The 24,968-nt window shown below is 74.4% G+C and carries 16 protein-coding genes and 1 pseudogene; 13 read left to right on the top strand and 4 right to left on the bottom strand.

The window, feature by feature from the left end; translation table 11 throughout:
• Nucleotides 1-275: 275 nt before the first annotated feature.
• The 4 genes from IE271_RS04210 to moeZ all read left to right on the top strand — a co-directional run bounded on the left by IE271_RS04210 (nucleotide 276) and on the right by moeZ (nucleotide 4,572).
• A complete protein-coding gene (locus IE271_RS04210) occupies nucleotides 276-1,403 on the top strand; it encodes a hypothetical protein (RefSeq protein ID WP_373308703.1) in 1,128 nt (375 codons plus the stop codon).
• 191 nt (nucleotides 1,404-1,594) lie between these two features.
• Entirely contained in the window at nucleotides 1,595-2,554 is a 960-nt protein-coding gene (locus IE271_RS04205; protein ID WP_190188775.1) for an SDR family oxidoreductase, read from the top strand.
• Nucleotides 2,542-3,294, top strand: a complete 753-nt coding sequence (locus IE271_RS04200) for a spherulation-specific family 4 protein (RefSeq protein WP_190188774.1) — start codon at nucleotides 2,542-2,544, stop codon at nucleotides 3,292-3,294. The genes IE271_RS04205 and IE271_RS04200 overlap by 13 nt, the downstream gene beginning before the upstream one ends.
• A gap of 99 nt (nucleotides 3,295-3,393) precedes the next feature.
• Nucleotides 3,394-4,572 (top strand): adenylyltransferase/sulfurtransferase MoeZ, encoded by a 1,179-nt coding sequence (gene moeZ, locus IE271_RS04195; protein ID WP_190188773.1) that lies wholly within the window; start codon nucleotides 3,394-3,396, stop codon nucleotides 4,570-4,572.
• A gap of 281 nt (nucleotides 4,573-4,853) precedes the next feature.
• Here moeZ and IE271_RS04190 read toward each other — a convergent pair whose 3' ends face one another.
• The 3 genes and pseudogenes from IE271_RS04190 to IE271_RS04180 all read right to left on the bottom strand — a co-directional run bounded on the left by IE271_RS04190 (nucleotide 4,854) and on the right by IE271_RS04180 (nucleotide 9,814).
• A complete protein-coding gene (locus IE271_RS04190; RefSeq protein WP_190188772.1) occupies nucleotides 4,854-6,374 on the bottom strand; it encodes an alpha/beta hydrolase in 1,521 nt (506 codons plus the stop codon).
• Nucleotides 6,375-6,623: 249 nt separating this feature from the next.
• Nucleotides 6,624-6,737: pseudogene (locus IE271_RS43840) on the bottom strand (alpha/beta hydrolase); the annotation flags it as partial.
• Nucleotides 6,738-6,943: 206 nt separating this feature from the next.
• Nucleotides 6,944-9,814 carry a lysylphosphatidylglycerol synthase transmembrane domain-containing protein gene (locus tag IE271_RS04180; protein ID WP_190188771.1) on the bottom strand — a complete coding sequence of 957 codons (2,871 nt, stop codon included), beginning with the start codon at nucleotides 9,812-9,814 and terminating at the stop codon, nucleotides 6,944-6,946.
• A 161-nt stretch (nucleotides 9,815-9,975) separates the two neighbouring features.
• On the opposite strand from IE271_RS04180, the gene IE271_RS04175 reads away from it, so the two are divergent.
• The 5 genes from IE271_RS04175 (at nucleotide 9,976) to nudC (ending at nucleotide 20,408) form a co-directional block, all read left to right on the top strand.
• A complete protein-coding gene (locus tag IE271_RS04175) occupies nucleotides 9,976-10,341 on the top strand; it encodes an MGMT family protein (protein ID WP_308435153.1) in 366 nt (121 codons plus the stop codon).
• Nucleotides 10,342-10,607: 266 nt separating this feature from the next.
• The gene (locus IE271_RS04170) at nucleotides 10,608-14,141 is read left to right on the top strand and encodes an ATP-dependent DNA helicase (RefSeq protein WP_190188769.1); all 3,534 of its coding nucleotides are present in this window, start codon (nucleotides 10,608-10,610) and stop codon (nucleotides 14,139-14,141) included.
• Between the two features lie 138 nt (nucleotides 14,142-14,279).
• Nucleotides 14,280-17,927, top strand: coding sequence for an ATP-dependent helicase (locus IE271_RS04165; protein WP_190188768.1), 3,648 nt, complete (start codon nucleotides 14,280-14,282; stop codon nucleotides 17,925-17,927).
• A gap of 10 nt (nucleotides 17,928-17,937) precedes the next feature.
• Entirely contained in the window at nucleotides 17,938-19,341 is a 1,404-nt protein-coding gene (locus IE271_RS04160; protein WP_190188767.1) for a dipeptidase, read from the top strand.
• A gap of 119 nt (nucleotides 19,342-19,460) precedes the next feature.
• Entirely contained in the window at nucleotides 19,461-20,408 is a 948-nt protein-coding gene (nudC, locus tag IE271_RS04155; protein ID WP_190188766.1) for an NAD(+) diphosphatase, read from the top strand.
• 92 nt (nucleotides 20,409-20,500) lie between these two features.
• On the opposite strand, the gene IE271_RS04150 is transcribed toward nudC, so the two are convergent.
• On the bottom strand, nucleotides 20,501-20,743 hold the full coding sequence (locus IE271_RS04150) for a mycoredoxin (protein ID WP_190188765.1): 243 nt from the start codon (nucleotides 20,741-20,743) through the stop codon (nucleotides 20,501-20,503).
• A gap of 449 nt (nucleotides 20,744-21,192) precedes the next feature.
• On the opposite strand from IE271_RS04150, the gene IE271_RS04145 reads away from it, so the two are divergent.
• The 4 genes from IE271_RS04145 (at nucleotide 21,193) to IE271_RS04130 (ending at nucleotide 24,733) form a co-directional block, all read left to right on the top strand.
• Entirely contained in the window at nucleotides 21,193-23,388 is a 2,196-nt protein-coding gene (locus IE271_RS04145) for an ATP-dependent DNA helicase UvrD2 (protein ID WP_190188764.1), read from the top strand.
• 165 nt (nucleotides 23,389-23,553) lie between these two features.
• Nucleotides 23,554-23,871, top strand: coding sequence for a hypothetical protein (locus IE271_RS04140; RefSeq protein WP_190188763.1), 318 nt, complete (start codon nucleotides 23,554-23,556; stop codon nucleotides 23,869-23,871).
• Between the two features lie 173 nt (nucleotides 23,872-24,044).
• Entirely contained in the window at nucleotides 24,045-24,413 is a 369-nt protein-coding gene (locus IE271_RS04135; protein WP_190188762.1) for a WhiB family transcriptional regulator, read from the top strand.
• A complete protein-coding gene (locus IE271_RS04130) occupies nucleotides 24,410-24,733 on the top strand; it encodes a putative WhiB-interacting protein (protein WP_190188761.1) in 324 nt (107 codons plus the stop codon). Before IE271_RS04135 ends, IE271_RS04130 begins: the two co-directional genes overlap by 4 nt.
• The last annotated feature ends 235 nt before the right edge of the window (nucleotides 24,734-24,968 follow it).

Raw genomic sequence — 24,968 nt, 5'->3', positions numbered from 1 at the left:
CCGTCCAGGAGCCGGGCGGTTCGCGGGGTGCCGACCTTCCGAGGACGCCGGGCGACCCCGGCCCCTGGGACGCGCGCTCGGAGGAGTGGCTCGCGCCGGGCGGCGGGGCCGTGGCCACGGGGGAGCATCCGGGAGAGCCTGCGGAAACGTCCCTGGCGGCGTACCCCGGAAGACCCCGGGAAGCGGAGCCCCACGGCCTCCGGCGCAGATCCGCCGGCCCCGTCCCGGGGGCCCGGCGCGCGCCCGTCGTCGCCCCGCGCCCCACGGGGGACCCCGTGAAGACCTTGATGCGCCGCCACCGCGCACTGTGCGAGCGGGCCGTCGACCCCTTGGAGATCGCGGCCGGACTCGAGGCGCACGGCATGACCGACCGGGCCGCCGCCCGCTTCCGGCACCGTGACGTCTTCTCGCTCGCCGAGGAGATGTACGCACGCGTGCCGCGCGACGGGGAGAGCACGGTCCCCGGGCCCGCACCGGACGCCGGCCCCGGAACGCCGTGTACCGCCTGGACGCTCCTCTGCCTGCTGCCGGGCGTCCTGTGCGCGGCGGCCGTCCTCGGCGTCCGGCTCGTCGAGGACCGTTGGCAGCCCGCGGTCGCCGGCCTGGGCGTCCTGACCGTCGCGCTCGGCCTGCGGGCCGCCCTCCGGCACGGCCCCCTGAGCGGTCGGGGTCGCGGGCGCACCCGCCGTCCGGCGACGTCCGCACGCGTGTGGACCTGCTGGCTCGTCGCGTACGCCCTCCTGGGCGACGGCCTGCTCGCCTCGGCGCTCGCGGGCGGCCCCGACCGGCTCCCGTACGGACTCGGCGAACTCCTGGGCGGCCTCACCGGCACCGGAGCCGCGGGGGCCTGGCCCGTCGCCACCGCCTCCGCCCTCGCCCTCTCCTTCGCGTGCGTCCCGGCCGCCTGGTGCGCGCACCTCCTCACCGTCCGCGCGCGGCGCGTGCTGGCGGCCAGCCGCGGACTCGCGGAGTTCGCGTCCGCGGTGCGGCCCCTGCTGCTGGGCGCCGTGGCGCTGTTCGTGTGCGCCCTGGCCGCGTCGACCGCCCTCTGCGCGGCGGTCCTGGACGAACCCGCCGAACCCGCCGCCCGCGTCGGCGCCTGCGCCCTCGGCCTGCTGCTCCTGCTCGCCCGGCTCTGCGCCACGCACGGCTTCACCCGCGCTCCGGCCCTCGTGCTCGCCGCCGCGGGCACCGCCGAGGCGGCGGCGGTGGCCTGCGTGTTCGCGGCCCGGCTGCCCGGCTGCGGGTTCCTGGCCACACCCGTGCGGACCGCGGCCGACACCATCGGCCCGGGCATCGTGCCCGCCGCCGTCTGCGGTGCCGCGGCGCTCGTCCTCCTCGTCCACGCGGCGCGGACCCTCACCCGGGCCTCCGCGCACGCCCCGTCCTCCGGAACACCGTGAGCCGCGGTTCACGGCACACCCCCCATGCGTGAGGCCACCGGCCGCACCCGGCGCCAGGACCCGGACCCCGTTCAGGCGCCCTCCCCCGCGGGGCCGACACCGCGGGACCTCCTCATCAACCAGGCAACACCTGAAGGAGAACGCCAGATGATCACCTCCCGAACCGGAGTTTCCGCCCCGGGAGCCGCCCGATGAGGGTCCTGTTGATCGGAGCCAACGGATATCTGGGTCGTTTCGTCGCCGACCGTCTGCTCGCCGACCCGGCCGTCCAGCTCACCGCGCTCGGCCGCGGTGACGACGCGGACGTGCGGTTCGACCTCGCCACCGGCAGCCCCGGTGCGCTCACCCGCTTCCTGGACGCGGTCCACCCAGGTGTCGTCGTCAACTGCGCCGGTGCCACCCGCGGCGGCGCCCGCGAGCTCACCCGGCACAACACCGTCGCCGTCGCCACCATCTGCGAGGCCCTGCGCCGCAGCGGCTGCGGCGCCCGCCTCGTGCACCTCGGCTGCGGCGCCGAGTACGGTCCCAGCCAGCCCGGCTCCTCCACCGCCGAGGACGCCGTGCCCCGCCCGGGCGGCCCGTACGGCGTCAGCAAGCTCGCCGCCACCGAACTCGTCCTCGGCTCCGGTCTGGACGCCGTCGTCCTGCGGGTCTTCTCGCCCGCGGGACCCGGCACCCCGGCCGGCTCGCCCCTCGGCCGGCTCGCCGAGGCCCTGCGCCGCGCCATGCAGTCCGGCGACGGCGAGCTGAAGCTCGGCGGTCTCGGCGTCCAGCGCGACTTCATCGACGTGCGCGACGTCGCCCGCGCCGTGCACGCCGCCTCGCTCTCCGCCGCCCAGGGCGTCATCAACATCGGCTCCGGCCGTGCCGTGCGGCTGCGGGACGCGGCCGCCGCCCTCGCCCGTGTCGCCGGGTACGGCGGCGCGCTGCACGAACTCGACGGGCCGCCCGGACCGGTCAGGCCGGCCATCGGCCACCCCCGTTCCGAACACGACCACCCGGCCCCGGTCGCGTACCCGTACCCGGACGGCTGCGGCAGCTGGCAGCAGGCCGACGTCCGCACCGCGCGCGACCGGCTCGGCTGGCGTCCCCGTATCCACCTCGAGGAATCCCTCGCCGACATCTGGATGGAGGCGGCATGCCGCATCTGACCAGCTCCGTACACGGCACCGCGAGCACCGGCCTGCACCTCGGCCTCGGTGTGCCCGGCTACGCGCACCCCCTCCTCGCCCCCGTCGAATGGGGTGAGCTCACCCGCCCCGGCGCCCCGCTGCACTGGGTCGTCCTCGACGTCGCCGACGGGCCCGGCGCCCAGCCCGACCCGCACTGCCTGGAGGCGGCCGGGCGGCTGCGCAACGGCGACATCCGTGTGCTGGGACGCCTCGACGCGACGTACGGGGCGAGCACCTTCGGGGAGATCGTGTCCGACGCGCACCGCTACCGCGACTGGTACCGCGTCGACGGCTTCTTCGTGGACCGCTGTCCCACGGAGCGGACGGCGCTTCCCGAGATCCGCCGCGTCGTCGGCGCCCTGCGCGGGCTCGCCGACGACGCGCACATCGTCTTCGGGCACGGCACCCACCCCTATCCCGGCTACGCCGAGTGCGCCGACCAGTTGGTGACCTTCTCCGGCCCCTGGAGCGACTACCGCTGGTCGCAGGTGGCCGAATGGACCGCCGACTATCCGCCCGAGCGCTTCTGCCACCTCGTGCACGGCGTTCCGCGGGGCCACCTGGAGGAGGCGCTGCGCATCGCCCGCTGGCAGGGTGCCGGGACCGTCTGGTTCACCGACCGCGCGGACCGCGACGGCCGTACCGGCAGCCCCTGGGAGAGCCTGCCCGGGTACTGGGACGAAATCGTCTCGCGGATCGGACCAGGTGTCTCGGAATGAAGATGGGCGTGGCAGTGTTACGGGAAGTACGACGTCCTTCGGCCTCGGCCGGGCCCGGACCGGAGGACCCCTAGTGATTGACCGACCAACGGAGTAACCGTGTCGCTGCCACCCCTGGTAGAGCCAGCTTCTGAGCTCACCGTAGACGAGGTCCGCAGGTACTCCCGCCACCTGATCATTCCGGACGTCGGGATGGACGGGCAGAAGCGGCTGAAGAACGCGAAGGTGCTCTGTGTGGGCGCCGGCGGCCTGGGTTCGCCGGCGCTGATGTACCTGGCCGCGGCGGGCGTCGGCACGCTCGGCATCGTGGAGTTCGACGAGGTCGACGAGTCGAACCTGCAGCGCCAGATCATCCACAGCCAGTCCGACATCGGCCGCTCCAAGGCCGAGTCGGCGCGCGACAGCGTGCTCGGCATCAACCCGTACGTGAACGTGGTCCTTCACGAGGAGCGGCTCGAGGCCGACAACGTGATGGACATCTTCAGCCAGTACGACCTGATCGTCGACGGCACGGACAACTTCGCGACCCGCTACCTGGTCAACGACGCGTGCGTGCTGCTCAACAAGCCGTACGTATGGGGCTCCATCTACCGGTTCGACGGGCAGGCGTCCGTGTTCTGGTCCGAGCACGGCCCCTGCTACCGCTGCCTCTACCCGGAGCCCCCGCCGCCGGGCATGGTCCCCTCCTGCGCCGAGGGCGGCGTCCTGGGCGTGCTGTGCGCGTCCATCGGCTCCATCCAGGTCACCGAGGCGATCAAGGTCCTCACCGGTGTCGGCGACCCGCTGGTCGGCCGCCTGATGATCTACGACGCCCTGGAGATGCAGTACCGCCAGGTGAAGGTCCGCAAGGACCCCGACTGCGCGGTCTGCGGCGAGAACCCCACCGTCACCGAGCTCATCGACTACGAGGCCTTCTGCGGCGTCGTGTCCGAGGAGGCCCAGGAGGCGGCGGCCGGCTCGACGATCACTCCCAAGCAGCTCAAGGAGTGGATCGACGACGGCGAGAACATCGACATCATCGACGTCCGCGAGCCGAACGAGTACGAGATCGTCTCGATCCCCGGCGCGCGGCTGGTCCCGAAGAACGAGTTCCTGATGGGCAGCGCCCTCCAGGACCTCCCGCAGGACAAGAAGATCGTCCTGCACTGCAAGACGGGTGTCCGCAGTGCGGAAGTCCTCGCCGTGCTCAAGTCCGCGGGCTTCTCGGACGCGGTGCACGTCGGCGGCGGCGTGATCGGCTGGGTCAACCAGATCGAGCCGGAGAAGCCGGTCTACTAGGCCGCGCGGATCCGCGAGCAGGACGGGACTCGGCACGTCATGTGCCGGGTCCCTTTCCTTTGCCGGGAGTGGCGGCGGGAGCAGAAGCGGAGGCCGGAGCGGGGGCGGGAACGAGGCCGGTGCCAGGACCGGAACCGGAACCGGTGCGGCCGGGTGCCTCGCCCGAGCCCCTGCGTGTGCCGGCCGGACGCGGGCGGCCGGGTGGCCCGCCGGTGCCGGTGCCCGCCGTGGTGGGCGGGCCCGCCGCCGTTCCCGCGTACCGGGCGCCGGGGCGGCAGGGCCTAGGAGGCGCAGACCTTGCCGTTCTTCGGCACCGTGCCGTCCAGCAGGTAGGACTCCACCGTGGAGTCGACGCACTCGCTGCCGCTCCCGTACGCCGTGTGCCCCTCGCCCTTCCAGGTGAGCTGCACGCCGACGCCCTCGCCCAGCTCCTCCGCCATCCTGCGCGTGCCCTCGTACGGCGTCGCCGGGTCCCCGGTGTTGCCCACCAGCAGGATCGGGTCGGCTCCCGGTGCGCTGACCTCCGGTGTGTCGAACCGGCCGGCCACCGGCCAGTCGTGGCACCAGCCGGCCGTGTCCCAGGCCATGTAGGCGCCGAAGACGGGCGAGATCTTCCGGAACCCGGGCAGCAGCTTCCTCGCCTGCTCCGGTGTCGGCCGCCGCCTGTCGTCCGAGCACGATATGGCCCGTTGTGCGTGCGTCACCGTGCCGTAGTGGCCCGAGGAGTCGCGCTCGTTGTACTCGTCGGCCAGCTTCAGCAGTCCGGAGCCGTCGCCCCGCTCCGCCGCTTCCAGGGCGCCGGTGAGGGCCGGCCAGCTCCGCTCGCCGTAGAGCGGCTGGATGAGGCCGGTGAGCGCCGACGTCTCGGTGAGCTCGCGGTCCGTCGACGTCCGCAGCGGCTCGGCGTCGATCTTCTTCAGCAGGTCCGCGATCCTTTGCGAACCCTTCTCCGGGTCCTGCCCGGTGGACTCGAGGTAGGCGTCCAGGGCGCGCTGGAAGCCCAGCGTCTGGTTCCTGGCCTGGCCCACCGTGTCGGCGGTCGGGTCGACGACCGCGTCGAGCACCATCCGGCCGACGTTGCCGGGGAACAGGTGGGCGTACACGCCGCCGAGCTCCGTGCCGTAGGAGAAGCCGAGGTAGTGCAGCGTCCGGTCGCCCAGGACGTGGCGCATCAGGTCCATGTCGCGGGCGGTGTCGGTCGTGGCGATGTGCCCGAGGACCTCGCCCGCGTCCTGCGCGCAGCCCCGGCCGAAGTCCGCCGCGTCCTCGAAGTACGCCCTCTCCTCGGCCGCGGTGTCCGGCGTGGTGTCGACCGACTCCGCGGCCTGGATCTCCTCGTCGTCGCGGCAGCGCACGCCCTCGCTGGAGCCGACGCCCCGGGGGTCGAAGCTCACCAGGTCGTAGCGCTCGCGGAGAGTGGACAGCAGGTCCCCGTACCCCGGCAGGTAGGCGACGCCCGAGGCGCCCGGGCCGCCGAAGTTCAGCAGCAGGGAGCCGACGCGCTCGCCCGGACCGCCGGTGGACCGGCCGCGGATCAGCTCGACGTCCATCGTCGCGCCCTTCGGCTTCGCATGGTTCAGCGGCACTTCGAGCGTCGCGCACTGCCAGCCGTCGCCGGGCGCGGGACCGTCCGAAGCGGCCCCGCAGCGCCCCCAGTCGAGCTCCTGCCCGGTGAGGGACGCGGGCAGACCGGCGGGGGGCGACAGCCCGTCCCCGCCCCCGCCGTCGGACGAACCCGCGCCGCAGCCCGCCACCAGCACCGCGGCGACGGCCGACGCCGCCACGCGGAAGAAACGCATCATGCTCGCTCCCCCTCGCCGGTCCTCCGCGTCGGGCCGCGAAGGACGGTCAGGCCATGGTAGGCAGATCGCGCATCCGGCCGCGCAGCCTGTGGAAAACCTTGCGGGGTGCCATCTGAGCTGCGGTTTCTCAAGAGCGGACCGTTCCCGCCCGCGGTACGTCGCCGTCCAGAGGGCAGCCGCCGACGGCGTCGCGCACCCAGGTGTTCCCACTGCCGCGGGCGCCGTGCCCCGACCTTCGTACGTCAGCCGCACGCCGGCGCCCCCGCCCAGCGCGTCCGCCGTCTTCTCCGCGCCCCCGTACGGCGTCGCTGGGTCGCCGGTGCCGCCGGCGACGAGGACCGGCGCCGCTCCGGGCGCGCTCACGTCGGGGTGCTCCGCGGCGGCCGGCAGGACGGCGATGGCGGTCAGCGCGGTGGCACGCCGCAGGGGAGGGTCCGGCACGAACCCATCCTCGGGCGGCGCCCGGCGCGCCGCCCGAGGCGCGGGCCGTGCGGGTGGGGACGCGTCCACCGGATCGTGGCCCCTGTGTCCGGCGACGGGCCCGTGGACGCCCCGCGGGCCCGTCCCGGCTACAGGGCGCCCTTGCGGGTGAGGTGGTTGAAGGCCAGCCAGCCCGGCAGGACCGGCAGCCACAGGGTGAGCAGCCGGAACAGCAGCACCGCGGGGGCGGCGACCTCCTTGGGCAGTCCGACCGCGATCAGGCCGACGGTGAGGGTCGCCTCGACGGCACCCACGCCGCCCGGCGTCGGCGCCGCCGAGCCCAGCGCGTTGCCCGCGAGGAAGACCACGGCGACACTGGCGAGGCTGATCGAGGTCGTCTCGCTGCCGAACGCACGGATCGAGGCGTCCAGGCACATCACGAAGCAGAACGTCAGCAGCAGCATGCCGCCGATGCCGGTGACCAGCTTCTGCGGCCGCTGGAGCACGTCGAGCATGCGCGGCACGACCCCGGCGAACAGCGACCGCACACGGGTGACGACGAACTTCCGCAGGAACGGCACGGAGGTCACCACGAGCACGAGCACCGCGACCGTGAGCAGTCCGGCGATGACCGTACGGGACGGCGACAGGGACGGCGTCTTCTCGGTGCCGGTCAGATAGCCGAAGGACAGCAGCATCAGGATGTGGCAGCCGAGCCCGAACAGCTGCGAGGCGCCGACGCTGGCCACCGCGAGCCCCGGCCGCACCCCCGCGCGCTGCAGGAAGCGCGTGTTGAGGGCGACGCCGCCGACCGCGGCCGGCGCCACGATCTTCACGAACGACCCGGCGACCTGCGCGGCCACGGTCCGCAGGAACGGCACCCGCTCCGGCACGAACCCCAGCAGGCTCATCGCGGCGGCGACGTAGCTCAGCGCCGAGAACAGCACGGCCGCGGCGACCCAGCCCCACTGGGCGTTGTCGAAGAGCGTGCCGAACTCGATGTGCGTCAGCTGCGACAGCAGGAAGTACGCGCCGATCGCGCCGGCGATGAAGCTGATCAGCGTGCGCGGCCGGACGCGCTCCAGGCGGGCCGGCTCGACGGGCGCCTGGGGGCGGATCCGCAGCACCTGGTGGCGGATCTGGGTGAGCAGGTCCTCCTCGCGGGCCTCCTCCAGCGCCTCGTCGATGGCCCGCTTCTCGGCGCGCTGCTCGGCCCGTACGGCCTTCTTGTCGGGCTTCTCGAGGGCCGACGGGCCGTCCTCGCCGGACTGCCGGCTCTCCTCCAGGCGGGCCAGCTTGTTCTGCCGCGAGGCCTCCAGGACCGCCTCGCGCTCCCGTTGGGCGCGCTCCCGGGCAAGCCTGCGCAGGGTCGCGCGCGTGGAGCGCGTCAGGGCGATCGGCTGCAGCAGGGGCAGGCAGTCGGCGACCGTGTCCGGGCCGAGCACCGCCACCGCGGAGGCGACCGCGCGCTCGGCGCCCACGCGCAGTCCGAGCGTGGTGAGCAGCTGGGCGGTGTCCATGCGGAGCACCAGGTCGCCGGCCGCGATCTCGCCGCCGCGCAGGTCGGTGAGGATCACCGTGCCGGAACGATCCACCAGGACGGCGTCGCCGGCGAGCCTGCGGTGGGCGATCCGCCGCGACTGCAGCGCCCGCACCTGGCGCCAGGTGTCGCGCAGCAGGTGGTCGGTGATCGCCTCGTCCGGCAGCGAGTCCAGCGTGTGCCCGCCGGTGTGCTCGTAGACGAGCATCACGGCGTCCGGGCCGAGCTCGGAGGTGGCGATCAGCTTGGGCGCGTTGGCGCCGGCCGCGATCGCCGCGTACGCCAGGAGCGCCTCCTGCTCCAGCGCCTGGCGCAGGGACTGCAGGCTGCTGCGGGTGGTGATGCCGCGCAGCGTCAGCCGCCGCCAGGCGCGGTAGAAGAAGCCCTGGGCCTGCTGTTCGCGGTCGACCACGGTGACGTCCAGCGGGGGGCCGTCCTCCAGGGTCACGAAGTAGCGCCGTCCCCGGTCGCCGTTCTCGGTGGCGTCGGGCGCCTCGGCCTGGCGGGCCGCGCTCACCGGGCGGAAGCCCACGTGCCGCAGCCCCGCCAGCAGCGTCCGCCCGGTGGGCCGCACGTTCGGCGAGCCGACCGCGTACAGCGTCCCGTAGGCGACGCTCCAGCCGATCAGCACCGTGAGGATGATCGAGAACGGGGTCGTGTAGCCCGTGACCAGCATGGAGAACGCGTCGAGCAGCAGCACCACCCACAGCACCGCGCGCCAGCGGGGCCGCCGCGACATGCCGACCGCGGTCATGTACGCGATCACGGGTGCGAGATAGCCGTGCACCGGGTCGGTGAGGGCGTGGACGTCGCCCGGCGAGGGCTGGGTGAGGGCCTTCTGGATCGAGCCGGGGGCGGCCTTGGCGACCCACAGGTCCGTGGCGAGCGTCACGCCGTGCGCGAGGACGGCGGCCAGCACGCCGTCGGCGATCCGCAGCCCGTCCCGCTTGATCAGCCGCTCGATCGCGAAGGCGACCGGCACCAGCAGGATCGCGATGCTCGACGCCAGACCCGCGAACTTGATCAGCAGGTCGGGCGCCTCGTCGGTGCCCTTGTTGATGTCCTGGGCGAGCCCCGAGGTCGTGCCGTGGGCGAACGCGGCGATCGCCAGGAGGACCACGATCGCGAGCACGCCCACCATGAGTCGCATCAGGTCGGACGGGCGGTGCACACGCGCGGCGAGCAGCGGTTCGTCTCCCTCCACCTCGCCGGCGTACGCCTCGTCCACGGCGGGCACGGCCTCCCGGGCGCCCTGGGGGTGTCGTTCGCCGTCCTCCGTCACGCGCCGTCCGCCGAGGCCCTTCCGGGCCCCTTCGGGCCCGCTCCCGCCGGTGCCGCCGTCCTGCCGGCCGGGCGCGTCCACGGGGCGCTCGCCGTCGTCGACGGTGTCCGGGCGCGACGAGGACTCAGAGGTGCCCTCCCTGTTCTCGGGGTGCACACCCTGCTCCTGCGTCGTCTCTTCTTGTTGATCTCGTATCACCAGTCACCGCCCGCACGATGGTGGCATGTCCCACCGATGGAGAGGGGCATCAGGGTGCAATGCGGGGGCGCACAGTCTGCCCCAAGCGCTGTCGCGGGGCGAGGGCCACGTACGGTCACGGCCCCGTCACATTGTCGGCGGAGTGCGGCAGGATGGGACGGATGAGCGAGCAGAGCCTTCCCGGGGACGCCCTGCCGGAGTACGCGGAGCGGGTCCTCGAGGTCGCCGAACTGATCCCGCCGGGGCGCGTCATGACGTACGGGGACGTCGCCGAATGGCTGGAGGAGGGCGGCCCCCGCCAGGTCGGCCGCGTGATGGCCCTCTACGGGGGAGCCGTCCCGTGGTGGCGCGTCGTCCGCGCGGACGGCGTCCTGCTCGCCGGCCACGAGCTCGACGCGCTGGCCCACTACCGCGCGGAGGGGACGCCCCTGAAGCAGGCGGGCAAGGCGGCCGGGAACCATCTGCCGCGTCTCGACATGAAACGGGCGCGATGGGACGGCGGCGAGCGCGCGGAGGGTCACATCTGACAGCTTCCGGCATCGCACGCCACCAAGGGGGACCAGAGGCCCGTACGGGGGAAAACGGGCACGGCCGGGACATGGCGTACGTTCGTTCAGCGGGGGACGCGTGCGGCGCGGGGGAGCGCACGGGGCCGCCGGGAGAAGGGGAACCCCTCCCTCCACGGCGCGCACCGGCGTAGCGTCGACGACGCGGACCCCCGTCACCCCGCGGCCACCGCCCTCCACGCGCGGCGCTCCGCCCACCAGTACGACCACCAGGACCGGCGAACCACGTGAGCTCCTCTTCTTCCACCAGGCGCCCGCCGTACCCCCAGGCACGGCAGGGGACCCGTGGCGCTTACCGGTTGCTGCGTACCCCGCCGGCCCGGACGGCTCCCCCTGTCCTGGACGCCGAGCAGCGCTCCGTGGTTGACCACAGGACCGGTCCCCTGCTCGTCCTCGCAGGTCCCGGCACCGGTAAGACCACCACACTGGTCGAGTCCGTGGCGGCCCGCATCCACCGCGGCACCGACCCGGAGCGCATCCTGGTGCTCACGTTCAGCCGCAAGGCCGCCGTGGAGCTGCGCGACCGGATGGCGCTGCGCATCGGGGCGGCGCGCGCCCCTCGGGCCACCACCTTCCACTCGTACTGCTACGCCCTGGTCCGCGCCCACCAGGACAGCGGCCTGTTCGTCGAGCCGATGCGGCTGCTGTCCGGTCCCGAGCAGGACGTCGCGGTGCGCGAGCTGCTGGCCGGCCAGCCCGACCTGGAGCGGCTCGGCCTCTCCCACGTGCGCTGGCCCGACGAACTGCGCGCCTGCCTGACGACCCGCGGCTTCGCCGACGAGGTCCGCGCGGTCCTCGCCCGCAGCCGGGAGCTCGGCCTGGACCCGCGCGCGCTGGACGCCTTCGCCGCCCGCATCGGGCGCCCCGACTGGCGCGCCGCCGCCGCGTTCCTCGCCGAGTACCTCGACGTCCTCGACCTGCAGGGGGTGCTCGACTACGCGGAACTGGTGCACCGCGCCGTGCTGCTCGCCCGCCGCCCCGAGGTCGCCGAGCACCTCGCGGCCCGGTACGACGCCGTCTACGTGGACGAGTACCAGGACACCGATCCGGCGCAGGTACGGCTGCTGGACGCGCTCGCGGGCGGCGGCCGCACCCTCGTCGCCCTCGGCGACCCGGACCAGTCGATCTACGCGTTCCGGGGCGCCGACGTCAACGGCATCCTGGAGTTCCCGACGGCCTTCCCGCGCGCGGACGGCACCCCCGCGCCCGTCGCCGTCCTGAGGACGTCGCGCAGGGCGGGCGCCGGCCTGCTGGCCGCGACCCGCCAGGTGACCCGCCGCATGCCCCTGACCCGGCTGCCGGCGGAGAAGGTGCGCGCCCACCGGGAGCCCGCGCCGGTACGGGACGGGGGCCGCGTGGAGGTCCTCACGTTCCCGACGCCCGGCACGGAGCTCGACAACATCGCGGACATCCTGCGCCGGGCCCACCTGGAGGACGGGGTCCCCTGGGGCGAGATGGCCGTCCTGGTGCGCGCGGGCGCCCGGACGATACCCACGGTCCGCCGCACCCTCACCGCGGCCGGCGTCCCCCTGGACATCGACGGCGACGACCTGCCGCTGCGCCACGAGCCCGCCGTCGCGCCCCTGCTGACGGCCCTGCGCGCGGTGGCCACGGCGGAGCTGGAGCAGCAGCGGGCCGCGGACGCGCGCGAACGCGGGGACGCGTCCTCCGGGGACCCCGAGGGTCCTGGGGAAGCCGCGGAAGCCGAGGAAGGGCGGTCCGCCGAGGAACCCGGAGAAGGACGGCCCGCCGGCGCCCCCGAGGAAGGACGGCTCGTCGAGGACCCGGAGGAGGAACAGCTCCCCGAGGACTTCGGGGAAGAACGGTCCGCCGAGGACTCCGGGGACGGACGGCCCACCGGGGACGGCGCCCCGGACACCCGGGCCTCCTGGCTCGACACCGAGACCGCGCTCACCCTGCTCGCCTCGCCGCTCGCCGGCATGGACGCCACCGATCTGCGGCGCCTCGGCCGCGCCCTGCGCGAGGAGGAGCGTGCCGCGGGCGACCACCTGCCGCCGCCCTCCGACGTCCTGCTCGCGCGCGCCCTGGCCGAGCCCGAGCGGCTCGTCGCCCACGACCCCTCGTACGCGCGCGGCGCCCAGCGCCTCGGCGCCCTGCTGCGCAGGGCCCGCGAACGCCTCGCGGGCGGCGGCACGGCCGAGGAGGCGCTGTGGGAGCTGTGGGAGGGCACTCCGTGGCCCGCGCGCCTGGAGCGTGCCGCCCGGCGCGGCGGCGCGGCCGGGCGCAACGCGGACCGCGACCTCGACGCCGTGTGCGCCCTGTTCGCCACCGCCGCCCGCGCCGAGGAGCGCACCGGCGGCCGCGGCGCCCTGAACTTCCTGGAGGAGATCGAAGCCCAGGACATCGCCGCCGACACCCTCACCCGCAGGGCCGTGCGCCCCGACGCCGTGCGCCTGATGACCGCGCACCGCTCCAAGGGCCTGGAGTGGCGCCTCGTGGTCGTCGCCGGCGTCCAGGAGGGACTCTGGCCCGACCTGCGCCGCCGCGGCTCCCTCCTGGAGGCCGACCGCATCGGGCGCGACGGCCTCGCCGAACCGCTCACCCCGGGAGCGCTGCTCGCGGAGGAGCGCCGGCTGTTCTACGTGGCCGCCACGCGCGCGCGTGAGCGCCTCGTCGTCACCGCCGTGAAGGCCCCCGCGGACGACGGCGACCAGCCCTCCCGGTTCCTCACCGAGCTCGGCGTCGACCCGAGGGACGTCACCGGCCGGCCCCGCCGCCCCCTGTCCGTCGCGGCGCTCGTCGCCGAGCTGCGCGCCACCACCGTCGACCCCGGCGTCTCCGACGCGCTGCGCGGGGCCGCGGCCGCCCGCCTGGCCCGCCTCGCCGCGCTCACCGACGACGACGGCCGCCCCCTGGTGCCGTCCGCCCACCCCTACCGCTGGTGGGGCATGTACGAGCCGACCGAGAGCAAGGTGCCGCTGCGCGACCGGGACCACCCCGTCGTGCTCTCCGGGAGCGCCCTGGACCAGCTCGCCAACACCTGTGCCCTGCAGTGGTTCCTCGGCCGCGAGGTCAAGGCGGACGCGCCCGCCACGGCGGCCCAGGGGTTCGGCAACGTGGTGCACGTCCTGGCCGACGAGGTCGCCTCCGGACGCACCCCCGCCGACCTCGACGTCCTCATGGAGCGCCTCGACTCCGTGTGGAACGCGCTCGCCTTCGACGCCCCCTGGAAGTCCGAGCAGGAGAAGGCCAACGCGCGCGCGGCGCTCGAACGCTTCCTGAAGTGGCACGTCCTGGACCGCGCGGGCCGCACCCCGGTCGCCAGCGAGCACGACTTCGACGTCACCCTCGAAGCGGGCTCCTACGAGGTGCGCATCCGCGGCTCCATGGACCGCGTCGAGGCCGACGCCGAGGGCCGCGCGTACGTGGTCGACTTCAAGACCGGCAAACAGGCGCCCAGCTCCGCCGAGGTGGCCCGCCACCCGCAGCTGGCCGTCTACCAGCTGGCCGTCCGCGAGGGCGCCGTGGACGAGGTCTTCGACGGGGTCCGGCCGGAGCCGGGCGGCGCCGAACTGGTCCAGCTCCGGCAGGGCGCCGCGCAGAAGAACGGCGGTGAGACCCTGCCCAAGGTGCAGGCCCAGGAGCCCCTCTCCGGGGAGTGGGTCGGCGACCTCCTCGCCACGGCCGCGGGCAAGGTCCTCGACGAACGGTTCACGCCCACGACCGGCCAGCACTGCGCGCACTGCGCGTTCCGGGCCTCGTGCAGCGCGCGCCCCGAGGGGCGCCACGTGGTGGAGTGACCGCGGGGCCCCAGGCGGAGCGGCCACGGGTCCGGCCCCGCTGTGACGCACTGCACCACACGTGCTGACCTGCGTTTCTTTCCGTACCGGAGGCCAACGCGGCACCGGCTGTCGGCGGGCCCGGATAGCCTCTCGGACATGCCGGCCCGCATCACCGACCCCGAGCAGCTCAAGGAGCTCCTCGGCATCCCGTTCACCCCGGAGCAGACGGCGTGCATCACCGCACCGCCCGCCCCGCAGGTGATCGTGGCCGGCGCCGGGTCGGGCAAGACCACGGTGATGGCGGCCCGCGTGGTCTGGCTGGTCGGCACCGGACAGGTCGCCCCCGAGCAGGTGCTCGGCCTGACGTTCACCAACAAGGCGGCCGGCGAGCTGGCCGAGCGCGTCCGCAAGGCGCTGGTCAGGGCCGGCGTCACCGACCCCGACGTCATCGACCCGGACAACCCCCCGGGCGAGCCGGTGATCTCCACCTACCACGCCTTCGCGGGCCGCCTGCTCACCGACCACGGGCTGCGCATCGGGCTCGAACCGAGCACCCGCCTGCTGGCCGACGCCACCCGCTACCAGCTCGCCGCGCGCGTGCTGCGCGAGGCCCCCGGCCCCTACCCGGCGCTCACCCGCTCCTTCCCCGACCTCGTCGGCGACCTGCTCACCCTCGACTCCGAGCTCGCCGAGCACCTCGTACGCCCCGAGGAGCTGCGCGCGTACGACGGCGACCTGCTGGCGTCCCTGGCCGGGGCCAAGCTCTCCAACGCCGACCTGCGCAAGGTCCCCGAGGCGGCCGCCGCCCGGCGCGAGCTGGCCGAGCTGGTCGGCCGCTACCGCGCCGCCAAGCGCGAGCGCGACCTGCTCGACTTCGGCGACCAGATCGCCCTGTCCGCCACGCTGGCCCGCACCCGCCCGGAGGTCGGCGCCCTGCTGCGCGACGAGTTCCGGGTCGTCCTGCTCGACGAGTACCAGGACACCTCGGTCGCCCAGCGCGTCCTGCTCGCCGGCCTCTTCGGCGGCGGCACCGGCCACCCCGTCACCGCCGTCGGCGACCCCTGCCAGGCCATCTACGGCTGGCGCGGCGCCTCCGTCGCCAACCTCGACGACTTCCCCGAGCACTTCGCCCACGCCGACGGCCGTCCCGCGACCCGCCAGGCGCTCAGCGAGAACCGCCGCAGCGGCGGCCGGCTCCTGGACCTCGCCAACGACCTGGCGGAGCCCCTGCGCGCCATGCACGCGGGCGTGGAGGCCCTGCGCCCCGCCCCGGGGGCCGAGCGCGACGGCACGGTCCGCTGCGCCCTGCTGCGCACCCACGCCGAGGAGATGGAGTGGCTCGCCGACTCCATCGCCCACCTCGTGCGCACCGGCAAGGCGCCCGGCGAGATCGCCGTCCTGTGCCGCACCGCCACCGACTTCGCCGAGATCCAGGGCGCCCTCGTGGCCCGGGACGTCCCCGTGGAGGTCGTCGGCCTCTCCGGGCTGCTGCACCTGCCCGAGGTGGCCGACCTCGTCGCCGTCTGCGAGGTGCTCCAGGACCCCGGCGCCAACGCCTCCCTGGTGCGGCTGCTCACCGGCCCCCGCTGGCGCATCGGCGCCCGCGACCTCGCTTTGCTGGGCCGCCGGGCCCGGCGGCTGGTCTCCCACGCGCGCGGGGCGGACGACGACGACCCGGACCGCCGTCTCGCCGCCGCCGTCGAGGGCGTCGACCCCTCCGAGGTGATCTCGCTCGCGGACGCCCTGGAGACGTTCCTGGAGACGCCCCTGGGCGGCGAGGGGGACGACGACGGGCTGCCGTTCTCGCCGGACGCGCGCGTGCGTTTCGCACGGCTCGCCGCGGAACTGCGCGACCTGCGCCGCTCCCTCGCCGACCCGCTCATGGACGTCCTGCACCGGGTGCTGGCCACCACCGGCCTCGAGGTCGAGCTCTCCGCGTCCCCGCACGCCCTGGCCGCCCGCCGCCGCGAGACCCTGTCGAACTTCCTCGACGTCGCCGCGTCCTTCGCCGCCAACGACAGCGAGGCCACCCTCCTGGCCTTCCTCGGCTTCCTGCGCACGGCCGCCCAGTACGAGAAGGGCCTCGACAACGCCCTGCCCGGCGGCGAGAACACCGTCAAGGTGCTCACCGCGCACAAGTCCAAGGGCCTGGAGTGGGACGTCGTCGCCGTCCCCGGGCTGGTCACCGGCACCTTCCCCAGCACCCAGGGCCGCGAGAAGTGGACCGCCCAGGGCAAGGTGCTGCCCCACCGGCTGCGCGGCGACGCCGCCACCCTGCCCGACGTCGAGGCGTGGGACTCCCGGGGCCTGAAGGCCTTCCACGAGGCGATGAAGGACCACCAGCACACCGAGGAGCTGCGCCTGGGATACGTCACCTTCACCCGCCCCCGCTCGCTGCTCCTGGGCTCCGGCCACTGGTGGGGCCCCAGCCAGAAGAAGCCCAGGGGACCCTCCGACTTCCTGAACGCCCTGTACGAGCACTGCGCGGCCGGGCACGGCGAGATCGAGGTCTGGGCGGACGAACCCGAGGAGGGCGAGGAGAACCCCGTCCTGCACGAGACCGGCGGCGACCGGGCCTGGCCGCTGCCGCTCGACGACGCGGCCCTGGCCCGCCGGCGGGCGGCGGCGGACGTCGTCCTGGCCCACCTGGAGTCCGCGGAGCCGGAGCCCGCGGAGTCCGGCACCGGGCGCTCCCGCACCGCGCCCCGTCCGGCCGCGCACGACGCCGACGCCCCGTACGCCGGTCCGGACTGGCCGTCGCCGCCCGAGGAGGACGAGCCGCCCCACGAGGAGGAGCCCCCCTACGAGGACGACCCCTACGGGGAGAGCCTTTACGAGGACGACCTCTACGAGGAGGAGCCCTACGAAGAGGGGTCCTACGGGGAGGACGGTGTCCCGGGCGAGGCCCACGGAGAGGGCGTTCCCGTGGCCGAGTCCCCGGAGCGCCCGGGGGACGACCCCGACGGCTGGGACTCGTGGACGCCCGCGCGCCCCGTCGTGCCGCACCCGTCACCCGCCCCGGACGCCCGCCCGCACCCCGTGCCCGACGGCGCCGCGGCGTCCCTCACCCCCGAGGAGGCCCGCGCCGTCGCCTCCTGGGACCGGGACCTGGACGCGCTCACCGGAGAGCTCCTGCGCGCCCGCGACAGCGTCACCGAGGTGCCCCTGCCCGCGTCGCTCACCGCGTCGCAGCTGCTGCGCCTGGCCGCCGACCCCGACGGCTTCGCCCAGGAGCTGGCCCGCCCCATGCCGCGCCCGCCGCAGCCCGCAGCCCGCCGCGGCACCCGCTTCCACGCCTGGCTGGAGGCCCGCTTCGAGGAACTGCAGCTGCCCCTCCTCGACCCCGAGGACCTGCCCGGCGACGACGCCGAGATCGCCGACGAGCGCGACCTGGAGGCCCTCAAGGACGCCTTCGAACGCAGCCCGTACGCGCACCGCACGCCCTACCGCGTCGAGGCGCCCTTCCAGCTCGCGATCGCCGGCCGGGTCGTCCGCGGCCGCATCGACGCCGTCTACCGGGAGACCGACGGCGACAGGACCAGGTACGAGATCGTCGACTGGAAGACCGGCCGGGGCCGCACCGCCGACCCGCTCCAGCTCGCGGTCTACCGGCTGGCCTGGGCCGAACAGCAGGGCGTCCCCCTGGAGGCGGTGACGGCCGCGTTCCTGTACGTGCGCACCGGGGAGATCGACCGCCCCGCGCGGCTGCCCGGCCGCGCCGCCCTGGAACGCATCCTCCTGGAGGAGCCCTCCCGGGAGTCCCCGCAGGAACCGCCGCCGCAGCACGCGCGCGCGGACGGATAGGCTCGTGTCCATGAGCAAGACTCCGGACAGCGCCGTCCGCACGTACATCCAGCAGCAGCGCACCGCCTTCCTCGACGACCTCGCCGCCTGGCTGCGCATCCCGTCCGTGTCGGCGCAGCCCGAGCACGCGGCGGACGTACGGCGCAGCGCCGAGTGGCTCGCCGCGGCCCTGAAGGAGACGGGTTTCCCGACCGCCGAGGTCTGGGAGACGCCCGGCGCCCCGGCCGTCTTCGCCTCGTGGCCCTCCGACGACCCGGAGGCCCCCACCGTCCTCGTCTACGGTCACCACGACGTCCAGCCCGCCGCCCGCGAGGACGGCTGGAACAGCGATCCCTTCGACCCGGTCGTGCGCGACGGACGGCTGTACGCGCGCGGGGCCGCCGACGACAAGGGGCAGGTGTTCTTCCACACGCTCGGCGTCCGCGCCCACCTTGCCGCCACCGGCCGCACCGCCCCGGCCGTGCACCTGAAGCTGCTGGTCGAGGGCGAGGAGGAGTCCGGGTCCCCGCACTTCCGGGCGCTTGTTGAGGAGCACGCCGAGCGGCTCGCCGCCGACGCCGTGATCGTCTCCGACACCGGCATGTGGTCCGAGGACACCCCCACGGTGTGCACCGGCATGCGCGGCCTCGCCGAGTGCGAGATCACCCTGTACGGCCCCGCGCAGGACATCCACTCCGGCTCCTTCGGCGGCGCCGTGCCCAACCCGGCCACCGCCGCCGCCCGCCTGGTCGCCGCCCTGCACGACGAGCACGCGCGCGTGGCCGTCCCCGGCTTCTACGACGGCGTGACCGACCTCACTGGACGCGAGCGCGCCCTCTTCGCCGAGCTGCCCTTCGACGAGGAGCGCTGGCTGCGCACCGCCAGGTCGACGGCCCTTCACGGAGAGGCCGGGTACACCACCCTGGAGCGCATCTGGGCCCGTCCGACCGCCGAGGTCAACGGCATCGGCGGCGGCTACCAGGGCCCCGGCAGCAAGACGATCGTTCCGTCGTCCGCCACGGTGAAGCTGTCCTTCCGGCTCGTCGCGGGCCAGGACCCCGACCACGTGGAGAAGGCCGTCCGCGCGTGGGCCGCCGACCAGGTGCCCGCCGGGATACGGCACGAGATCGTCTTCGGCGCCGCCACCCGCCCCTGCCTGACCCCGCTCGACCACCCCGCGCTGCAGTCCGTCGTCCGCGCCATGGGCCGCGCCTTCGGCCAGGAGATCCGCTACACCCGGGAGGGCGGCTCCGGGCCCGCCGCCGACCTCCAGGAGGTCCTCGGCGCCCCCGTGCTCTTCCTGGGCGTCTCCGTGCCGTCCGACGGCTGGCACGCCCCCGACGAGAAGGTCGAGATCGACCTCCTCCTGAAAGGCGTCGAGACCGCCGCCCACCTGTGGGGCGACCTCGCGGAGAACTGGCGCGATGCACACTGAGGAGACCGCCCCGCACGCGCCGGACCCGCTCGGGCGGGGACCGGACCCGCCCCACCCCGCCGAGTACTGCCGTACATCCCGCTGAATCACCCTTTGCACCGGGGGAGTTGGAAGCACCCGTGACCACCTGGACCGACCACACCGCCGACCGTCCCATCTCGCTCACCGCCCCGAGCGGCATCGACCGCGCCGCCCACCACCGGCTCGACGAGGCCTGGCTCGCGGCGGCGTGGAGCCACCCCACGACCCGCGTCTTCGTGGTCTCCGGCGGCCAGGTCCTCATCGACGAGACGGCGGACGGCACCACCGAACTCGTCATGACCCCGTCCTTCGAGGCCCCGCTCACCGAAGCCCACCGCTACTTCCTGGGCACCGACGACGACGGCGTCAGCTACTTCGCCCTCCAGAAGGACGCGCTGCCCGGACGCATGGACCAGTCCGCGCGCCCGGCCGGCCTGCGCGAGGCGGGCCTGCTGCTGTCGCCCCGCGACGCCGGCCTCATGGTGCACGCGGTCGCCCTGGAGAACTGGCAGCGCCTGCACCGCTTCTGCTCCCGCTGCGGCGAACGCACGGTCATCGCGGCGGCCGGGCACATCCGCCGCTGCCCCGCGTGCGGCGCCGAGCACTACCCGCGCACCGATCCCGCCGTGATCATGGCGGTCACGGACGACGACGACCGCATCCTGCTGGGCCGCCAGGTGCACTGGCCCGAGGGCCGCTTCTCCACGCTCGCCGGCTTCGTCGAGCCCGGGGAGTCCATCGAGCAGTCCGTGCGCCGCGAGGTCTTCGAGGAGGCGGGCGTCCTCGTCGGGGAGGTCTCCTACGTGGCCAGCCAGCCCTGGCCCTTCCCCTCCAGCCTGATGCTCGGCTTCATGGCCCGCGCCACCTCGTCCGAGATCGACGTCGACGGCGAGGAGATCCACGAGGCGCGCTGGTTCTCCCGGGACGAGCTGAAGGCCGCCTTCGAGTCCGGCGAGGTCCTGCCCCCCAGCGGCATCTCCATCGCCGCCCGCCTGATCGAGCTCTGGTACGGCAAGCCCCTGACGAGGCCGGGCGGCACCGCGTAGGGCGGGGGCCCCGCGCTTCACGGCCGCGGGCACGGCGAAGCCCCCGTCCGGCGATCCGCGGACGGGGGCTTCGTGGGCTGCGCGTCTGTGCCTCAGACGCCGAGGGCCTGCTTCACCTGGGCGAGGCTCGGGTTCGTCAGCGTCGAACCGTCCGGGAAGAGGACGGTCGGGACCGTCTGGTTCCCGCCGTTCGCCTTCTCGACGAACGCGGCGGACTCCGGGTCCTGCTCGATGTTGATCTCGTTGTACGCGATGCCCTCGCGGTCCAGCTGGCTCTTCAGCCGACGGCAGTAGCCGCACCACGTGGTGCTGTACATCGTCACGGTGCCCGGCATGTCTCTCGCGCTCCTTCGCTGCAGGGGGTGCGTACTCGCACGCAGTGGTAGGAACGTACGCGACGGGTCGGCCATTCCCGCACGCGCGCCCCCATGCCCGTGCCCCCGACCCGGGCCGCGTGCGGGTGCGTACGGGGCTCCGGTGCCGTAGGGCCGGTGCCGCGGAGGAAGCGGGCCGGAAGCCGCGGGCGAAGGCGGTTCCTGAGCGCACGGGGCGGACCGGGAGCCGTAGGAGGGAGCGGGCCGGAAACCACTGGTGAAGGGGCGGGCCGACAGCCGCGGACGCGGGCGGAACGGGAGCCGCGGACGCGGGCGGACCGGCGGGGGACCCGTGTCCGGTGGCCCGTCCTGCCCGGTGGGAAGCGTCGCCTGCCGCATTAGTACGACTGCGAGGGGTCGCCTGTGGACAACCTGCGCACCCGTCCGCGGCGACCTGGCAGCATGGCGGGGTGACAGCAGCAACGCACTCCACCCTCTTCCCGCAGGTCCCGGACACGGCAGACGCGGTGCTCGACGGGCTCGACCCCGAGCAGCGCGCGGTCGCCACCGCCCTGCACGGTCCGGTGTGCGTGCTGGCGGGAGCCGGCACGGGCAAGACGCGGGCGATCACCCACCGCATCGCCTACGGGGTGCGGGCCGGGATACTCCAGCCCTCCAGTGTGCTCGCCGTCACGTTCACCAACCGCGCCGCCGGCGAGATGCGCGGCCGGCTGCGCCAGCTCGGCGCCTCCGGGGTGCAGGCCCGCACGTTCCACTCGGCCGCGCTGCGCCAGTTGCAGTACTTCTGGCCCCGCGCGGTCGGCGGCAGCCTCCCGCGCCTGGTCGACCGCAAGATCCAGCTCGTCGCCGAGGCCGCGGCCGGCTGCCGGGTCCGCCTCGACCGCGGGGAGCTGCGCGACGTCACCGGCGAGATCGAGTGGTCCAAGGTCACCCAGACCGTCCCCGCCGACTACACGGCCGCGGCGGCCAAGGCCGGCCGGGAGGCGCCCCGGGACCCGGCGGAGATCGCCCAGCTCTACGCCGCCTACGAGGACCTCAAGCGCGACCGCGGCGTCATCGACTTCGAGGACGTCCTGCTGCTGACCGTCGGCATCCTCCAGGACCGCCACGACATCGCCGAGGAGGTGCGCGCCCAGTACCAGCACTTCGTCGTCGACGAGTACCAGGACGTCAGCCCCCTGCAGCAGCGTCTGCTGGAGCTGTGGCTCGGCGACCGGGACAGCCTGTGCGTCGTCGGCGACGCCAGCCAGACGATCTACTCGTTCACCGGTGCAACGCCCGACCACCTCCTCGACTTCCGCACGCGCCACCCGGGCGCCACCGTCGTCAAGCTCGTCCGGGACTACCGCTCCACGCCGCAGGTGGTCCGCCTCGCCAACGGCCTGCTCGCCCAGGCCCGCGGCCGTGCCGCCGACCACCGCCTGGAGCTGGTCTCCCAGCGCGAGCCCGGCCCCGAGCCGACCTACACGGAGTACACCGACGAGCCCGCCGAGGCGGAGGGCGCCGCCCGCCGCATCCGCGACCTCATCGCCTCCGGCGTCCCGGCCGCCGAGATCGCCGTCCTGTTCCGCACGAACTCCCAGTCCGAGATCTACGAGCAGGCCCTCGCCGACGCCGGCGTGCCCTACCAGCTGCGCGGCGCCGAGCGCTTCTTCGACCGGCCCGAGGTCCGCAAGGCGGGCATCGCCCTGCGCGGAGCCGCCCGCTTCGGCGGGAACGACTCGCTCCTCGACGGCGCCGTCGACCTGCCCTCCCAGGTGCGCGCCGTGCTGTCGGGCGAGGGCTGGACGACGGAGCCCCCCGCCGGCTCCGGGGCCGTCCGCGAGCGCTGGGAGTCCCTGGCCGCGCTGGTGAACCTCGCGCAGGACTTCGCAGCCGCCAAGCCCGACGCCACCCTCTCCGACCTGGTCGCCGAACTGGACGAGCGGGCCAACGCCCAGCACGCCCCGACCGTCCAGGGCGTCACCCTCGCCTCGCTGCACTCCGCCAAGGGACTCGAGTGGGACGTCGTCTTCCTGGTCGGCGTCGCCGAGGGCATGATGCCGATCACCTACGCGAGGACCGACGAGCAGATAGAGGAGGAGCGCCGCCTGCTGTACGTCGGCGTCACCCGCGCCCGTGAACAGCTCCACGTCTCCTGGGCGCTCTCCCGTTCGCCCGGCGGGCGGCCCAACCGCCGGGCCAGCCGCTTCCTCGACGGTCTGCGGCCCGGCTCCGTCACCACCGCCGGGCGGACGGGCGCCGCCGGATCCGGCGGCGTCGAGCGCGGGTACACGTCGCACTCCGCCGTCGCCCCCAGACGCAGAAGCAGAACGCCCGCCCGGTGCCGGGTCTGCGGCCGCACGCTGACCGACGCCGGCGAGATGAAGCTGATGCGCTGCGAGGACTGCCCCTCCGACATGGACGAGGGCGTCTACGAGCGGCTGCGGGAGTGGCGCGAGACGCAGGCGCGGCGCAGCGGGCAGCCCGCCTTCTGCGTCTTCACCGACAAGACACTCATGGCGATCGCCGAGACCGTGCCGGACGACGAGGGCGAGCTCGCCCGCATCCCCGGCGTCGGAGTGCGCAAGCTTCATCGCTACGGCGCCGATGTACTGGCCATTTGCGCAGGACAGGAGCCTGAGGCGGAAGAGGATGAGGACTGAAACGAACTCGTCGAAAAAATAGTTTGCGCATGCCCCAGCAATCCCCATAGGTTCTAAGCCACGGGAACGGCGGCCTTCTCGAAGGCCCCGGTTCCGTGCTGTACTGAAGGCCCTTCGGGCCGGTTCTCGCACCGGCCCCCGAGACGCCGAGAGGAGGCGATTCCAGTGATCAGCATCAACACCCGCTCCATCAGCACCGTCAAAATGACCGATCGCTCGGTCGTCTCCACGTGCCTGCTCGGCTTCTCGAACCCGGGCACCGGTCTGTCCGGCATCGCTGCCGTCCGTCCGGCGTCCTCCCTGTCTCTCGCGGGCCTGCCCGTGCGTGAGCGGAGCGAGCGACCGACCCAGGCACTGGAAGCAGTAGAGGCACAGGCTCAGGCCTATGCCTTTGCGGCGGCCGGTGCCGGATCCCGCAAGCAGTCCAAGCACCACACGATGTGGGCCTTCCGTGGGCCTGAACCCTGGAGTGATCCAGCCTGATCGGCGATCAGGCCGGCGCCTTCAGGGCCGCGGAACCCCACCCGGGATCCGCGGCCCTTCTGTTTTCCCCGAACGGGGACGGCGGAGCGAAGGGGCCTCGGGACTAGAACGACCCCCGGTACCAGCCGACCCCCGGCCAACAGGCCGGAACGACCAGACGAGGAAGAAACACCGTGCAACTCGAAGCGCACGCCCCGTCCGTACCGCCTTCCGAAACGATCCCCCCGCCCGGCCTCACGGAGGACCCCGCCTTGACCCCGCTCACCGCGCTCACCGCGCTCGACGACGCCATCGAGAACCTCGGCGTACCCGTCCCCTGCCGCTCCTACGACCCGGAGGTCTTCTTCGCCGAGTCGCCGGCCGACGTCGAGTACGCCAAGTCCCTCTGCCGCACCTGCCCGCTGATCGAGGCCTGCCTCGCCGGCGCCAAGGAGCGGCGCGAGCCCTGGGGTGTCTGGGGCGGCGAACTGTTCGTCCAGGGTGTGGTCGTGGCCCGCAAGCGGCCGCGTGGCCGCCCGCGCAAGAACCCGGTCTCGGCATGAACATCACCGGAACCATCGATCGCCCCCTGACGCACGACCCCAAGAAGCAGGCCCCGATGAAGCCGTCCACGAGCGAGCCCGCCGGCTCCGCGATCCCAGACTTCACCATGACCGGCGCGAACGACTCGCGTCAGAACAGGACCCGAGAGATGCAACTCATCCCAGAAGCCCTGGCCCGTGCGCATATGCAGGACCAGCTGCGCCAGGCGGAGCGCGAGCGCCGGGCCGTACGCCTGGTGGCCGCCCGCCGGCTGCAGCGCCGGGCCGAGCGCGCCTCGCTGCGCGCCCGCCGTGCGCTCGCCATGGCCGTCATGCAGTAGGGCAGCAGGACGGCCCGGCAGGGTCAGGAGAACCAAGGCACAGCTCCTCGCGGGGGCCGGTCCCGACGGGCCGGCCCCCGCGGCACGTCCCGTCCCGGCCGACCGGACCCGCGAACCGCCCGGCTCCGTCCCCGACCGGCCGACCGAGCGCGGGCCGGTGGCTCCGGCGCGGGTGGCGAGGGCCAACGGCACCGTCCGGCCGGCTCGCCGGCCGTGCCCTGGGGGACGCAGGCGC

Origin of the sequence: Streptomyces minutiscleroticus (assembly GCF_014650875.1) — a bacterium.
In the GTDB taxonomy this organism is placed as follows: Bacteria; Actinomycetota; Actinomycetes; order Streptomycetales; family Streptomycetaceae; genus Streptomyces; species Streptomyces minutiscleroticus.
Note: the sequence above shows the minus strand (reverse complement) of the source record. Positions and strands in the feature narration are given on the sequence as shown.

What these genes read in the sequence shown, in the direction of transcription:
- IE271_RS04205 (WP_190188775.1), top strand. Translation starts at nt 1,595, where the DNA reads ATGAGGGTCCTGTTGATCGGAGCCAACGGATATCTGGGTCGTTTCGTC.
- IE271_RS04200 (WP_190188774.1), top strand. Translation starts at nt 2,542, where the DNA reads ATGCCGCATCTGACCAGCTCCGTACACGGCACCGCGAGCACCGGCCTG.
- IE271_RS04190 (WP_190188772.1), bottom strand. Translation starts at nt 6,374, where the DNA reads ATGATGCGTTTCTTCCGCGTGGCGGCGTCGGCCGTCGCCGCGGTGCTG.
- IE271_RS04175 (WP_308435153.1), top strand. Translation starts at nt 9,976, where the DNA reads ATGAGCGAGCAGAGCCTTCCCGGGGACGCCCTGCCGGAGTACGCGGAG.
- IE271_RS04165 (WP_190188768.1), top strand. Translation starts at nt 14,280, where the DNA reads ATGCCGGCCCGCATCACCGACCCCGAGCAGCTCAAGGAGCTCCTCGGC.
- IE271_RS04160 (WP_190188767.1), top strand. Translation starts at nt 17,938, where the DNA reads ATGAGCAAGACTCCGGACAGCGCCGTCCGCACGTACATCCAGCAGCAG.
- IE271_RS04150 (WP_190188765.1), bottom strand. Translation starts at nt 20,743, where the DNA reads ATGCCGGGCACCGTGACGATGTACAGCACCACGTGGTGCGGCTACTGC.
- IE271_RS04130 (WP_190188761.1), top strand. Translation starts at nt 24,410, where the DNA reads ATGAACATCACCGGAACCATCGATCGCCCCCTGACGCACGACCCCAAG.